Origin of the sequence: Paenibacillus sp. PsM32, assembly GCF_030433815.1 — a bacterium.
Taxonomy (GTDB): Bacteria; Bacillota; Bacilli; order Paenibacillales; family Paenibacillaceae; genus Saccharibacillus; species Saccharibacillus kyungheensis.
Genome location: NZ_JARUWY010000008.1, coordinates 113,924 through 127,113, shown reverse-complemented (window position 1 = coordinate 127,113; position 13,190 = coordinate 113,924). Strand labels below are relative to the sequence as shown.

Here is a 13,190-nt window from a genome sequence, read left to right as displayed (position 1 = left end):
ATTTCATTGCTTGATAAATCAGTCCAGCATTTGTTCTATCATGTTTTTATGAACTATTTCAATATTTTGGATCTTTATAAGGAGCTTACAGCTATGAAAACGATTATCGATATTGCTCAAGCTGCCGGTGTTGCCAAAAGTACAGTATCACGCTATCTGAATGGCGGCTCGGTCAGTGACGAAACAAGAGAAAAAATCGAACGCATTATTAAACAATATAACTATGTCCCTAATACATTTGCTCGCAGCTTAAAAGCCAAAAAAACAAGTATTATCGGGATTATTGTACCGCGACTAGATTCCTTTGCTGTATCTCAAATGTTAATAGGTATTGATGATACTTTGCGCCAAGAACAGTACCAGATGTTACTTGCTAATGCTAATCAAGAAACAGCTCGTGAGATCGAAGCGATCTATGAATTTTCCCGTCAAAAGATTTCGGGATTGCTGTTTATGGCAACCAAAATTACAGATGAACATCGCCAGGCTATTGCGAAATGCAATATCCCTGTTGTACTTATTGGTCAAGATGATGCGCTGTTACATAGTGTTATTCATGATGATCGTCAGGCTGGTTATATGTTAGGCAAATATGTATTATCTAAAGGGCATCGCCAGATCGCTTATCTAGGGGTGACTGAACAAGATGATGCAGTAGGTATCCAGCGTAAACTAGGATTCCAGCAAGCTTTTGAACACACAACTGATTATGATATCCGTTATTATGAATCAGGCTTTCGAATGGATCAAGCAGTCATCGCTGCTAATCATCTGCTAGATCAATGGAACCCTTCTATTGTTGTCGCTGCTACTGATAATATAGCGATCGGTGTATTCAAAGCAGCCCTCTCCAGACAGATTGATATTCCGACTACTTTATCGATCACAGGGTTCGGTGACTATGATATTACAGAGATTATGCATCCTGCTTTGACAACAGTCAAATTTCACTACAAAGAAGCCGGACAGTTAGCCGCTACCAACCTTATTCAGATGATTCATGGAGATTCTGTTCAAAAAACAACGATTTCAACTTGCGAACTTATTGTCCGAGAAAGCGTTGACAATCGTTAAATACCGACTTATAATACATTGGAACCGGTTCCGGTGTATTTTTTTAATTCAAATTGGAACCGGTTCCGCAAAAAGAATATATCAATAGCGATGGAGAATAATTTATGAAAATGAGTCGAACACAGTTGTATCGCACCTTAGATCAAGCTGATGTTGGAGAATGGGAAGCACTGAAGGTATTAGCCGATCAAAGCCCGTGGCGTCAGACTTTTCATATTCAACCTGAAGCTGGACTACTCAATGATCCGAATGGATTTTGCTTTTTTAACGGAGAATATCATCTTTTCTATCAATGGTTTCCATTAGGAACACAACATGGTATCAAATACTGGTATCACACTTCTTCTACTGATCTGGTTCATTGGCGTAATCAAGGAATCGGGATTGCTCCTGATACTATATATGATTCTCATGGAGCTTATTCTGGAAGCGCTATAGAAAAAGACAATCTGTTATATCTGATGTATACAGGTAATACGCGTAACAAGGATTGGAAGCGTTATCCATTTCAATGTATGGCTGTAATGAACACACAGGGTCATATCTCAAAGCTCCCCCCTGTGATTGAGCATGTACCTGATGGATATAGTGATCATTTTCGTGATCCGAAAGTCTGGCAAGATGGAGAATATTACTACTGTGTCATTGGCGCTCAACGAGTCAATCATACCGGGTGTGCGGTTATGTATCGTTCGCCTGATCTACAGACATGGACATTTCAAGGAGAATTACAGACATCCCTACCTTCATTCGGTTATATGTGGGAGTGTCCGGATTACTTTGAACTCAATCAACAAGGAATATTGTTATTTTCACCGCAAGGAATAGAACCGTTTGCAGATTCATTTCAAAATATTTATCAGTCTGGTTATATGATTGGTGCTCCTTTGGATCTCAACACATGCGAATTTGATCATGGAGACTTTTACGAGTTAGATCATGGATTCGATTTCTATGCTCCACAGACGACACTTGCACCGGATGGACGTAGATTGTTAGTTGGTTGGCTAGGTATGCCAGAGATTGATTATCCTACAGATCATCAAGGATGGGCGCACTGTCTCACATTGCCACGTGAATTGACGATCGAACACGGGGAACTACGACAACGTCCTGTTCAAGAGCTTACTCAGCTACGTGGACAACGTTATCATGTTAATCATACAGTGGATAACCAATACCACCTGCTATCTTCTATGCAAGGCGTACAGTATGAAATGCTTGTTCAGATCAGTGATATTCAAGCTACCCGAATAGGCATAGAGTTACGCGTAGGCAACAATGAAAAAACCGTTCTGTATTATCAACCGGAACTTGAAAAATTAACTTTAGATCGCTCATTATCCGGTCAACCTCTAGCGCTTGAATATGGAACAACACGAAGTTGTAGCTTATCTCTAAATGAAGGCACAGTAACACTGCATCTATTTGTAGATACATCTTCGATTGAAATTTTCGCTAATGATGGTCGTAAAGTATTAACAGCTCGTATCTTCCCTCAACCTGATAGCACAGGGATATCATTATTTGCGGAAGATGGAAGCGCATGCTTTGATGTTACACAATGGGATTTGTTAGCTAAGGAGGAACAATAATCATGTCTGAAAATCAAAAAATTGCTCAACAGGTCATCGAAGCTGTCGGAGGTAAAGACAATATCGCCTCATTTGCTCATTGTGCTACTCGCTTGCGAATTATGGTACATAACAAAGAGCTTATCGATCAAGAACGTACCGAAAACATAGATAAAGTAAAAGGTGCTTTTTTCAATTCAGGTCAGTACCAGATTATATTTGGTACCGGTACAGTAAATCGTATATTTGAAGAAGTTGAAAACTTAGGCGTAGAAAGTACTTCCAAAGACGATATCAAAAGTCAAAGTAAAAATGCAGGGAACTTTTTTCAACGCTCGATTCGTACATTTGGTGATGTATTTGTTCCTATTATTCCTGTTCTTGTAGCTACAGGTTTATTTATGGGATTACGAGGATTGTTAACACAACCTCAGATTCTGGCTCTTTTCGGTATGACACCTGATCATATCTCAGCTAACTTTCTATTATTTACACAAGTTTTAACCGATACAGCCTTTGCTTTTTTACCAGCGCTTGTAGCATGGTCTGCATTCCGTGTGTTTGGTGGAAGTCCAGTATTAGGGATTGTACTCGGTCTGATGTTAGTAAATCCTGCGCTCCCTAATGCTTATTCTGTCGCCGATGGATCTGCGCATCCGTTAACATTGTTCGGCTTTATTCCTGTTGTCGGTTATCAGGGTTCTGTATTGCCAGCATTTGTTATTGGTCTGATTGGAGCGAAGTTAGAAAAAGCATTGCGTAAGCGGATTCCTGAAGCGATTGATCTGATTTTAACACCATTTCTAACGTTATTAATTATGATTACGCTTGGACTATTTGCAATTGGTCCTATTTTCCACTCACTGGAATCTGTAGTATTGAATGCGACTATTTATGTATTGGATATGCCTTATGGAATTGCAGGGCTATTGATCGGTTCTTTGCATCAAATTATTGTGGTAACTGGTGTTCATCATATTTTCAACTTTTTAGAAATTCAATTGTTAGAACGAACAGGTGTCAATCCGTTTAATGCTATTATCACCTGTGCGATGGCCGCTCAAGGTGGCGCATGTCTAGCGGTAGGTCTCAAAACTAAAGACAATAAGCTCAAAGCATTAGCGCTTCCTTCTTCTTTATCTGCTTTTCTAGGGATTACTGAACCGGCTATTTTTGGAGTTAACTTACGTTATATGAAGCCATTTATTATGGGATTAATCGGTGGCGGTATTGGTGGTTTTATGGCTTCTTTGTTCCATTTAGCAGGATCAGGAATGGCGATTACTGTTATTCCAGGAACTTTGCTTTACTTGAACAGTCAACTTCCACTGTATATCTTATGTAACGTAGTAGCGATTGCGATCGCATTTACACTCACATGGTTGTTCGGATACAAAGATAAAGTAGTGATCACCGCTACAGATTCCGTTGTTGTTGATTCTATTGATTATGCAGAACCATCCACTTCTTCTATTGAATCAAGCTCATCTGCTATCAATAATACAACTTCTGCTTCTGCTAGTTCTAATGCAGTTAGTGACGTTCCGACTGATACCGCTGTATTGAATATTATAGCTCCGATTAGTGGAACACTGGTTCCGTTAGAACATGTGCCTGATCCTGCTTTTGCCGGTAAGCATATGGGTGAAGGTATAGCGATTGAACCGAACGAAGGTAAATTATACGCGCCTTTCGATGGAACGGTGGCGCATGTGATGGATAAAAGTAAACATGCTATTATTGTTGAACATGCTAGTGGTGTACAATTATTGATTCATATTGGATTGGATACAGTGTCTTTGAAAGGACAAGCATTTACTTTACATGTAAAATCAGGTGATTCTATTCAAGCAGGGCAATTGTTGATTGAATTTGATATCGCTATGATCCAATCTTCTAATCTCTCTGTAATCACACCTGTTATTGTGCCCGATGGTATCGAACATATTCAGCTGATTCAACCTGCTGAACCTCAGCAAGTTCAAGCAAATGAACATTCTATTATGCAAGTGACTTACACTATCTCATCCTAACTATCAAAAAGAAACCTGAGGCGAACCAACGTTATGCTGGTGTACCGCCTCAGGTTTTTTATCATTTATTATGACTGTGTTACAGTGAATATTGAATCTTAACGTTGAGTACGGTAAGCTTCCATCAATTCTTCAATAGCACTACGGCTAATCATTTTACCTTTAAAATAGATAAGGTCTTCTGAATCGCCTGTGAAAATGCAAGAAGGCTCATATTTTTTCAAAATAATACGATCGCTATCGACAAAAATCTCTAAACCATCTTTTACATCAATATTCATTACACGGCGCAATTCGATTGGAATAACGACCCGTCCTAATTCGTCTACTTTTCTTACAATACCAGTTGCTTTCATCATGTTATTTCTCCTCCAATTATATACTAGTATAACCCCTATATGACACTATTATATATCATTCTACAATTTTCTACATTTTTTTCAAATCGTAATAGTTATTATTAAATCATATTCAGTGTAATATGCCAAGTTAAAATTTTCAAATTTGCAAAAATAAATAAAAGCTTCTGTCATTTCCTTTAATTTTCAGGAAATAACAAAAGCTTTGTATACATGGTTATTCTACTCTTCTTCGCCTTCTTGTGAAGCCAATCGACGCTCTGTAGCTGCTCTTGTATCTATCGCTTCGCTAATAACCAGAGCAAGATCTTCATTTCCATACATCGACAATACACCGAATAATGTGTCATCAGGAATATCGCCTGCTTCTTCTTTGGGCACTGTCAAATTAATGCCTTGTTGTAGACGTGGATTATCTACCTGATCTGGATAAGCGGTCTGGTACAATTCTTTAGCATCAAATCCACGATTTACACACCACTGAGCAAATACCAAAATCATCATATCTTCATCTTGACGATAGCTTTGTACAATCTGCTCTTCTCTTAATTTCTGTTGCTCTTTGCTTGTTAGGTTGTCGTAATCATAATCATCCATCATATTGCATCCTTTCGAGGTGAACTATTTCTTTTGTTTATAAATCAGACGTTAATCGATCTGCTAAAATATGTGATTCCAATACCAGATCTGCGCGTATACTGCATTGTTCAGGCGTTGATAAACGATCTAGAAAATGATCAACCACTCCCATAAATCCGCGCCGTTCCCATATCGTCTCCCAGCTACCAAATTGTTGCTGTTGAGGTAACATATCTTTTTCATATAAATAAGCACTATCCATATTCATCACTTCGGCAGAACGTCCGCCACCATGCAAAATTAATCTTTCCATATCTATTCCTGCACTGCGAGCCATCGTATAGCTTCCGTATCGTCCATTACCTAACGACAACATGCCAGAAGCATGAAGCATCGGACCGTTGCCATTTCCTTGCTGACGAAGCTGATGTGCCATAACCGTATACGTGTCATTACCCAACCACATTAATAAATCCAACATGTGGATCAGATCATCATATACCGTTTCTTTAGCAGGTACACTTTGTAAACGGGTACGATGTTTGACCACTTCGCACAATTCAAACCCGCCTGCTTCAGCTAGCCAGGCATAAGCATTCATATATAATGGAGCAAAACGACGATTAAATCCAACCGCAAGCAACAAATCTTTTTGCTCTGCTGTTGAGGTCATCTGGCGTGCTTCTTCTATATTATAAGATAACGGTTTATCCACATATACAGGCAATCCATATTGCAGACATTTCATTACAATATCATAATGCGTCGAAGTTGGGCTATGTACAAATACCGCATCCAGTTTCCACTTTTGAATATCTTCAATGTCAGTACTTCCTTTTGTCAGTCGAAATGTATCCATCGTCTGGCGTACAGTCTGCTCTGAATGACTGATAATTCCTACGACTTCTATATCTACACGATTTATCAGCAATGGTAAATACACTTTACGAGCAATATCCCCTATCCCGATCAAAGCGATCCGTTTGCGTTTTATATGTTTATTCTCGTGTTCTGTCATCATCTAATCTCCTTCGATCACAAGTATATGTATCTATCTCAGCACTACTTCTACTATAGAAGCAATATCAAAAAGATAAAAGCGATTTTTAAATTTTATCTTTTTTTGTATTTATTTTGAAATTTCATATGGTTTTAAGCTATAACTCATGTGAATTTAATCGCAAAGCTTATAATAAGAGTATACAACATGACAGAACAAATATTTTAAAAATAACGTCAAAAAAATATACATCATCTATTGCAATTGTCGAATCATGGTGGTATATTTATATCATAAAGTTACTAAATGAAAGTAAGTTATAAAAAATTATGTAATTACAGAGGAGAAAATATCATGAACACAACATTTAAAAAAGTCTTATTGTCTACTGCTTTAGCTACTAGCCTGGGAGCTGTTGCTCTTGTTGCACCTATGGGAGCAAGCCAAGTATCGGCTGCTGCTGATACAAGTAATCACCAAAAAGCAAAAGACAAAGCAGAACAACGTGCAGATAACCTAGCTTACCAAACAGCAGTATCTCAACAAGTAGAAGCTATGTTTGGAACAGCTAAAGAAACACCAACTGAACCAACAACTCCAGCAGTAACACCAACTAAAAATGCAACAACTGTTATTGTTCCACAAGGTGCTAGCTTGACTGAAATCGCTGCTCAATACGGTGTAACTGTAGATGAATTGATTGCTGCTAACAATCTTTTACCTGCTGGATACCAATTGACTATTCCACAAAAATAAGATTGATCCATCTGATCGGCCAACCGGATATCTTATAAAAACCAAAATATGATTATAGACCGCTCACATGCCAACATGTCAGCGGTTTTTGTCCCTTTATTTATAAATAGATGTCATCCAAATGAACAGTTTATACGTATCTAATGTTTGAATACACTGTTTTTTTGGGTTTTATATAGTGTAAGATATATTATGTATCATTTAAATTTTAATTATTTATTCAAAGAAATGGAGTGAACGATAAATGAGCAACTCACAATATGAAAAGGCTACTTTTGCAGGCGGATGTTTCTGGTGCATGGTATCCCCTTTTGAAGAACTACCAGGCATCATCAGTATTCGCTCCGGATATACAGGTGGACATACAGAGAATCCGACGTACAAAGAAGTATGTACCGAAACAACAGGACATGCAGAAGCTGTACAAATCGTATATGATCCAGAAATCTTTCCTTATACTAAATTGTTAGAATTATACTGGCAACAAATAGATCCTACTGATGCAGGTGGACAGTTCTACGATCGTGGTTCTTCTTACCGCACAACGATCTATTATCATACAGATGAGCAACGTGAGTTAGCAGAAATCTCCAAACAAGAAGTAGCTGCTAGTGGACGCTTTGACAAACCGATCGTAACACCGATCGAGCCTGCTCAGACTTTTTATGAAGCAGAAGAATATCACCAAGATTATCACAAAAAAAATACAGGACATTACAAACGCTATCGTAAAGGTTCTGGTCGGGACGCTTTTATCAACGAACACTGGTCTACCAAACTTGATAAAAGTGATCTAAAAAACAAACTATCCGAAATCCAATACCATGTTACTCAAAAAAATGGTACAGAACCTGCTTTTAAAAATGAGTTCTGGGATCATCATGGGGAAGGTATCTATGTCGATATCGTTTCTGGCGAGCCATTATTCAGCTCACTCGACAAATATGATTCCGGTTGCGGATGGCCAAGCTTTACCCGTCCAATTCGAGATTATCAAGTGAAAGAAAATATGGATTTGAGCCACTTTATGGTTCGTACTGAAGTACGTAGTCGTGAAGCAGACTCTCATCTAGGTCACTTGTTCGATGATGGCCCGGGTCCTAATGGATTGCGTTATTGCATTAACTCGGCTGCTCTACGCTTTGTTCCTAAAGAAGATCTAGAAGCTGAAGGATACAGCGAGTACAAAGCAATGTTCCAAGAAGCATAATAATACTAGATTCATCAATTAAGGCTCTTACCGCTAAGGTGAGAGCCTTTTATTATGCCCGGCTACCGTTTCGTCTAAGCATAGACGGGTAAATGAACTACATGGAATCCTTCTTATTCATCCTTTTAGGTGGTTGAATAATTAGTAATCGTTGTCTTTTATTCTATTTTACTGATAAGGAGTGTTTATAATGCCGTGGACTAACGGAGATTATCCCCCATCTATGAAAAATTTAGATACTCGTGTACGTCATAAAGCGATTGAAATCGCGAATGCTTTACTAGATGAAGGTTATGAAGAAGGTCGAGCAATCGCGATTGCAACTGCCAAAGCAGAAGAATGGGATAAAGATCATCCTAAGTCAGACAAATAGTATCTTCTGCATAACCAATTTTCAAAATATACATTGATGAACAACAACGAAATCACAAGAAAAGAGGCACAGACTAATACATCGTCTGTGCCTCTTTTTCATTCATTTATAAAATAGCTTCAATACTTATTCCATATTCAATCAATGTCTATACAGACTGAATCGCTTCTTCAATAGCATCATCACCAGACACAAGATCGAATGAACGACGATACGTACTGGATTGATCTAAAATGGATGCGATCACTGAAGCGACATCTTCGCGTGGGATACTGCCTTTTTCTCCTAAATGTTCAACCAATTTCACTTTACCTGTACCACTATCGTTCAACAATCCACCCGGACGGATAATTGTATAATCAAGTGAACTGGCTTCTAGCATTTTATCCGCATAATGTTTAGCGACATAATAAGTTTTCATATCGTCTGGCCATTGCGTACGATCTTCTGCATACAATGCGCTCACTAGCACAAAGCGTGAAATGCCTGCTTTCTCAGCAGCTTCCATACTTTTGACTGCTCCATCTAGATCAATCAATAACGTTTTGTCTGCACCTGTGCTACCACCAGAACCTGCTGCAAAAACAACTGCATCTGCTCCTTGAAGCACTTTGGTTAGATCTTCTACTGATCCTTCCAAGTCTGCAAGTACAGCTTGAGCACCTACTTTTTCTAATGCTTCCGCTTGTTCCGGTTTGCGGATAACGGCACTGACTTTATGTTGATTTGCTGCTAATTGAGTAGTTAAGATTTTACCAATCTGTCCATTAGCTCCAATAATTGCGATATTCATTTTAGTATCCTCCTATAGGCAAAAAAAGATTCGGTCTTTACTATGTATACCCCAATTACATACTATTTATTCTGTATGTGTTCAAATTGTAATTGAATCTTTAGTTTCTGATTAGAAAAAACAATGACTATACGTCAAAAAAGCGAGCATTCATCGTCATTATTTACGAATTCATGCTCGCCCAAATGTTTTTGATATAAATTTAATTCCAAGAAGCTGGCTTGATCTCGACAGGCTTGATCTCAGCCACATCCATATAGTGTTTGCCCCAGTTATACATCGCATCCAGAATAGGCATTAAAGTTTCGCCCATTTCGGTTAATGAATATTCCACTTTGGGTGGAACGACTGGATAGACTTCACGATGCACAATAAGATCTTCTTCCAGTTCACGTAATTGACTGACTAACATCCGTTGTGTAATGCCGGGGATCAATGCTTTAAGTTCACCAAACCGTTTTGTTCCGCTTTTACCCAGATGCCACAAAATTAACATTTTCCATTTACCACCGATCACAGATAAAGTTAATTCTTTTTCACAATTAAATATACGTTCACGCATGATTGAGATTCCTCCAATTCGGCTAATAACATATGCTAAAGGATTGTTTTTTATACGGATTTACCTTTTTACGTTACCTTCATTATAACTGAAAAAAGGTTCACAGTATACTTTTAGACACTATGTAAATAAAAAGTGCGTACTTACATAAAGAGCACCTTTTACTTTATACTAGCAATACGTCGATGATAGCTGTCTACGCTATGTAGCATGATAGTAATCATCGAACGAGTCATTATACCGAACGAAACATACAACTAGGAGGAATTATATATTATGGAACTTCAATTAGCATTAGACTTGGTTAACATCCCTGATGGGATTGCACTTGTAAAAGAAGTAGAACCTTTTATCGATATCGTAGAAATTGGTACACCAATCGTAATTAACGAAGGTCTTCATGCTGTAAAAGCAATGAAAGATGCTTTCCCTAACTTGAAAGTACTTGCTGACCTTAAAATCATGGATGCTGGTGGTTATGAAGTGATGAAGGCTTCTGAAGCTGGTGCAGATATCGTAACTGTTCTAGGTGCAAGTAATGACCTAACTATCAAAGGGTGCGTAGACGAAGCTAAAAAACAAGGTAGCAAAGTATTGGTAGATATGATCAATGTCAAAGATATCGCAACTCGTGCTAAAGAATTGGACGAGCTAGGCGTAGACTATATCTGTGTACACACAGGTTATGACGGTCAAGCAGCAGGTCAAAATCCGTTTGAAGATTTAGCGACTATCAAAAGTGTAGTTAAAAACTCTAAAACAGCAATCGCTGGCGGTATCAAATTAGAAACATTGCCAGAAGCAATCAAAGCTAACCCTGATCTAATCATCGTTGGTGGCGGAATTACTGGTCAAGACGATAAAGCTGGCGTAGCTTCTCAAATTCGCGACTTGATCACTAAAGGTTAATTTGATGAGTAACCAAGCAGGAATCTCTACACATTTTGATCGTATTATTCAAGAATTAGAACGTACACTTGCAGCAATTCCTGAAGTCGAAGCAGAAGCATTGGTACAACAGATTTTGACAGCACGTCAAATCTTTGTAGCTGGTGCTGGACGTTCCGGTCTAATGGCAAAAGCATTCGCTATGCGCTTGATGCAATTGGGTCTTGATGCGTATGTTGTCGGTGAGACCGTTACTCCACGTGCTGGAAAAGGTGATTTGTTAATCATCGCTTCCGGTTCTGGAGAAACACAAGGTCTTGTCCTAATGGCTGAAAAAGCGCAAAAAGCGGAAGTGACTATTGCTGCGGTTACCATTTTTCCTGAATCAACAATCGGTCAGAAGTCTGCTCTAACTGTCAAATTGCCGGGTTCTCCTAAAGATCCAGCCGATCATAATCAATATGAGACTGTTCAACCGATGGGTTCATTGTTCGAACAGACTGTATTATTATTTTTCGATGGATTGATGCTTCGCTTAATGGAACATCGTGGCGGAGATTCAGCAGCTATGTTTACCAATCACGCTAATTTAGAGTAGATTAATTTCTAAATAAATAGCATTCAATATCCACAGAAGGATTCCCCTCCTTTTGTGGATTTTTTGTGTGTAATGGGACAAGATGAATGATTTAGGTTACACTATTAAAGTAACATAGTATCGAAAAGTTACGATGATCACATTTTATCCCAAACAGAGGTGACTATATATGTTGAAATTAGGCGTACTGGATCAATCCCATATTAACGAAGGCGAAGATGCCAAAGATGCTTTGGCCAATACATTAAAATTAGCGCAAGAAGCAGATCGATTAGGCTTCTCCAGATTCTGGATGTCAGAACATCATGCTTCTCCAAGTCTGGCTCATTCCAGCCCTGAAGTATTAATCGCTCATGTAGCCGCATTGACATCACGAATTCGTGTCGGTTCAGGCGGTATTATGCTACCTCACTATAGTGCTTACAAAGTAGCAGAAAATTTCCGTCTATTAGAAGCACTTTATCCTAACCGTATCGATCTCGGTGTTGGTCGTGCACCTGGTGGTATGCCACTGGCTACACGCGCACTTCAAGAAGGTAAACTTCCATCGATGCATGCATCTGATCGCTATCCACAACAAATTGTTGATCTCATTGCTTATATGAATGATGCTCTACCTGCGGATCATCGGTTCCCCGGATTGATAGCTGAACCTAGTATCGAGACAGCTCCTGAATTGTGGTTACTCGGTTCGAGTGGTGGAACTGCTGATCTGGCTGCAATGACAGGCGCTTCGTATGCATTTGCTCAATTTTTCGGGACAGCCGGTGGTGAAGATGCAGTTGCTCATTATAAAGAGAACTTCAAACCTTCACTGATGTCTAACACTCCAAAATCACTTGCAGCGATTACTGTTTCTTGTGCAGACACAGAGGAAGAAGCAGAATACCATATGCGTAGCAATGATCTGTATTTCTTAATGCTACGTCAGAACAATCCAATGCCTTATTTACCATCTGCCAAAACAGCAGCACAATACCCTTATACCGATTCAGAAAAAGCACATATTCAAGATACACGCCGCTTCCGTGTTGTCGGTACACCTGATCAGGTCAAAGAAAAAATGCTACAGTTTGCTAAAGACTATCAGACAGATGAATTACTTGTGGTCTCTGCTATTCATAATACCGAAGCTCGCTTGAAATCGTATCGTTTGTTAGCAGAAACTTTTGATCTTCAAGCTTAAATCATTGATGTTCGTCAATTGTACTCTGATATGCTATGTAATTTGACCATAATCTTATCTATTGAAAGTACATTGATAAGTTATTGATAGCTGTCAGACTCATAATTAAGTACTTATCTGTATAATGGATCTGTATTTGCTAAAAGTAAAAAAACCAACAAGGGAGCGACTCATTATCGCTCCTCTTTGATTTGCGTGTCATATG

14 protein-coding genes are annotated in these 13,190 nt (G+C 38.7%); 9 read left to right on the top strand and 5 right to left on the bottom strand.

What is annotated here, in order from left to right:
• The first annotated feature begins 93 nt into the window (after window positions 1–93).
• The 3 genes from QCD85_RS16000 to QCD85_RS15990 all read left to right on the top strand — a co-directional run bounded on the left by QCD85_RS16000 (window position 94) and on the right by QCD85_RS15990 (window position 4,681).
• The gene (locus QCD85_RS16000) at window positions 94–1,074 is read left to right on the top strand and encodes a LacI family DNA-binding transcriptional regulator (protein ID WP_301263209.1); all 981 of its coding nucleotides are present in this window, start codon (window positions 94–96) and stop codon (window positions 1,072–1,074) included.
• A gap of 104 nt (window positions 1,075–1,178) precedes the next feature.
• Complete coding sequence (locus QCD85_RS15995) at window positions 1,179–2,669, top strand: glycoside hydrolase family 32 protein (RefSeq protein ID WP_301263208.1); 1,491 nt, start codon at window positions 1,179–1,181, stop codon at window positions 2,667–2,669.
• A gap of 2 nt (window positions 2,670–2,671) precedes the next feature.
• A complete protein-coding gene (locus QCD85_RS15990; protein WP_301263207.1) occupies window positions 2,672–4,681 on the top strand; it encodes a sucrose-specific PTS transporter subunit IIBC in 2,010 nt (669 codons plus the stop codon).
• A 98-nt stretch (window positions 4,682–4,779) separates the two neighbouring features.
• Here the strand turns inward: QCD85_RS15990 and QCD85_RS15985 are convergent, their stop codons facing one another.
• From QCD85_RS15985 to QCD85_RS15975, 3 genes are all read right to left on the bottom strand, one after another.
• A complete protein-coding gene (locus tag QCD85_RS15985) occupies window positions 4,780–5,040 on the bottom strand; it encodes an AbrB/MazE/SpoVT family DNA-binding domain-containing protein (protein ID WP_273612973.1) in 261 nt (86 codons plus the stop codon).
• A 222-nt stretch (window positions 5,041–5,262) separates the two neighbouring features.
• Window positions 5,263–5,637 (bottom strand): hypothetical protein, encoded by a 375-nt coding sequence (locus tag QCD85_RS15980; protein WP_273612974.1) that lies wholly within the window; start codon window positions 5,635–5,637, stop codon window positions 5,263–5,265.
• A gap of 37 nt (window positions 5,638–5,674) precedes the next feature.
• Complete coding sequence (locus tag QCD85_RS15975; RefSeq protein WP_367317653.1) at window positions 5,675–6,637, bottom strand: Gfo/Idh/MocA family protein; 963 nt, start codon at window positions 6,635–6,637, stop codon at window positions 5,675–5,677.
• 336 nt (window positions 6,638–6,973) lie between these two features.
• On the opposite strand from QCD85_RS15975, the gene QCD85_RS15970 reads away from it, so the two are divergent.
• The 3 genes from QCD85_RS15970 (at window position 6,974) to QCD85_RS15960 (ending at window position 8,958) form a co-directional block, all read left to right on the top strand.
• Window positions 6,974–7,375, top strand: coding sequence for a LysM peptidoglycan-binding domain-containing protein (locus tag QCD85_RS15970; RefSeq protein WP_273612976.1), 402 nt, complete (start codon window positions 6,974–6,976; stop codon window positions 7,373–7,375).
• 244 nt (window positions 7,376–7,619) lie between these two features.
• Window positions 7,620–8,585 carry a peptide-methionine (S)-S-oxide reductase MsrA gene (msrA, locus tag QCD85_RS15965; protein ID WP_274172341.1) on the top strand — a complete coding sequence of 322 codons (966 nt, stop codon included), beginning with the start codon at window positions 7,620–7,622 and terminating at the stop codon, window positions 8,583–8,585.
• A gap of 190 nt (window positions 8,586–8,775) precedes the next feature.
• A complete protein-coding gene (locus tag QCD85_RS15960; protein WP_301263205.1) occupies window positions 8,776–8,958 on the top strand; it encodes a hypothetical protein in 183 nt (60 codons plus the stop codon).
• A 148-nt stretch (window positions 8,959–9,106) separates the two neighbouring features.
• Here the strand turns inward: QCD85_RS15960 and QCD85_RS15955 are convergent, their stop codons facing one another.
• Window positions 9,107–9,751, bottom strand: a complete 645-nt coding sequence (locus QCD85_RS15955; RefSeq protein ID WP_273612980.1) for an SDR family oxidoreductase — start codon at window positions 9,749–9,751, stop codon at window positions 9,107–9,109.
• Between the two features lie 202 nt (window positions 9,752–9,953).
• Entirely contained in the window at window positions 9,954–10,322 is a 369-nt protein-coding gene (locus QCD85_RS15950) for a winged helix-turn-helix transcriptional regulator (RefSeq protein WP_274172899.1), read from the bottom strand.
• A 267-nt stretch (window positions 10,323–10,589) separates the two neighbouring features.
• Here QCD85_RS15950 and hxlA point away from each other — a divergent pair, with 267 nt between their 5' ends.
• The 3 genes from hxlA (at window position 10,590) to QCD85_RS15935 (ending at window position 12,985) form a co-directional block, all read left to right on the top strand.
• The gene (hxlA, locus tag QCD85_RS15945) at window positions 10,590–11,222 is read left to right on the top strand and encodes a 3-hexulose-6-phosphate synthase (protein ID WP_273612981.1); all 633 of its coding nucleotides are present in this window, start codon (window positions 10,590–10,592) and stop codon (window positions 11,220–11,222) included.
• Window positions 11,223–11,226: 4 nt separating this feature from the next.
• Window positions 11,227–11,799: a 6-phospho-3-hexuloisomerase gene (gene hxlB, locus QCD85_RS15940; RefSeq protein WP_273612982.1), complete on the top strand. Its 573-nt coding sequence runs from the start codon at window positions 11,227–11,229 to the stop codon at window positions 11,797–11,799.
• 169 nt (window positions 11,800–11,968) lie between these two features.
• The gene (locus tag QCD85_RS15935; protein WP_301263204.1) at window positions 11,969–12,985 is read left to right on the top strand and encodes an LLM class flavin-dependent oxidoreductase; all 1,017 of its coding nucleotides are present in this window, start codon (window positions 11,969–11,971) and stop codon (window positions 12,983–12,985) included.
• The last annotated feature ends 205 nt before the right edge of the window (window positions 12,986–13,190 follow it).

Coding starts and splice junctions, on each gene's coding strand:
- QCD85_RS16000 (WP_301263209.1), top strand. CDS start 94: ATGAAAACGATTATCGATATTGCTCAAGCTGCCGGTGTTGCCAAAAGT.
- QCD85_RS15995 (WP_301263208.1), top strand. CDS start 1,179: ATGAAAATGAGTCGAACACAGTTGTATCGCACCTTAGATCAAGCTGAT.
- QCD85_RS15990 (WP_301263207.1), top strand. CDS start 2,672: ATGTCTGAAAATCAAAAAATTGCTCAACAGGTCATCGAAGCTGTCGGA.
- QCD85_RS15985 (WP_273612973.1), bottom strand. CDS start 5,040: ATGATGAAAGCAACTGGTATTGTAAGAAAAGTAGACGAATTAGGACGG.
- QCD85_RS15980 (WP_273612974.1), bottom strand. CDS start 5,637: ATGGATGATTATGATTACGACAACCTAACAAGCAAAGAGCAACAGAAA.
- QCD85_RS15975 (WP_367317653.1), bottom strand. CDS start 6,637: ATGACAGAACACGAGAATAAACATATAAAACGCAAACGGATCGCTTTG.
- QCD85_RS15970 (WP_273612976.1), top strand. CDS start 6,974: ATGAACACAACATTTAAAAAAGTCTTATTGTCTACTGCTTTAGCTACT.
- msrA (WP_274172341.1), top strand. CDS start 7,620: ATGAGCAACTCACAATATGAAAAGGCTACTTTTGCAGGCGGATGTTTC.
- QCD85_RS15960 (WP_301263205.1), top strand. CDS start 8,776: ATGCCGTGGACTAACGGAGATTATCCCCCATCTATGAAAAATTTAGAT.
- QCD85_RS15955 (WP_273612980.1), bottom strand. CDS start 9,751: ATGAATATCGCAATTATTGGAGCTAATGGACAGATTGGTAAAATCTTA.
- hxlA (WP_273612981.1), top strand. CDS start 10,590: ATGGAACTTCAATTAGCATTAGACTTGGTTAACATCCCTGATGGGATT.
- hxlB (WP_273612982.1), top strand. CDS start 11,227: ATGAGTAACCAAGCAGGAATCTCTACACATTTTGATCGTATTATTCAA.
- QCD85_RS15935 (WP_301263204.1), top strand. CDS start 11,969: ATGTTGAAATTAGGCGTACTGGATCAATCCCATATTAACGAAGGCGAA.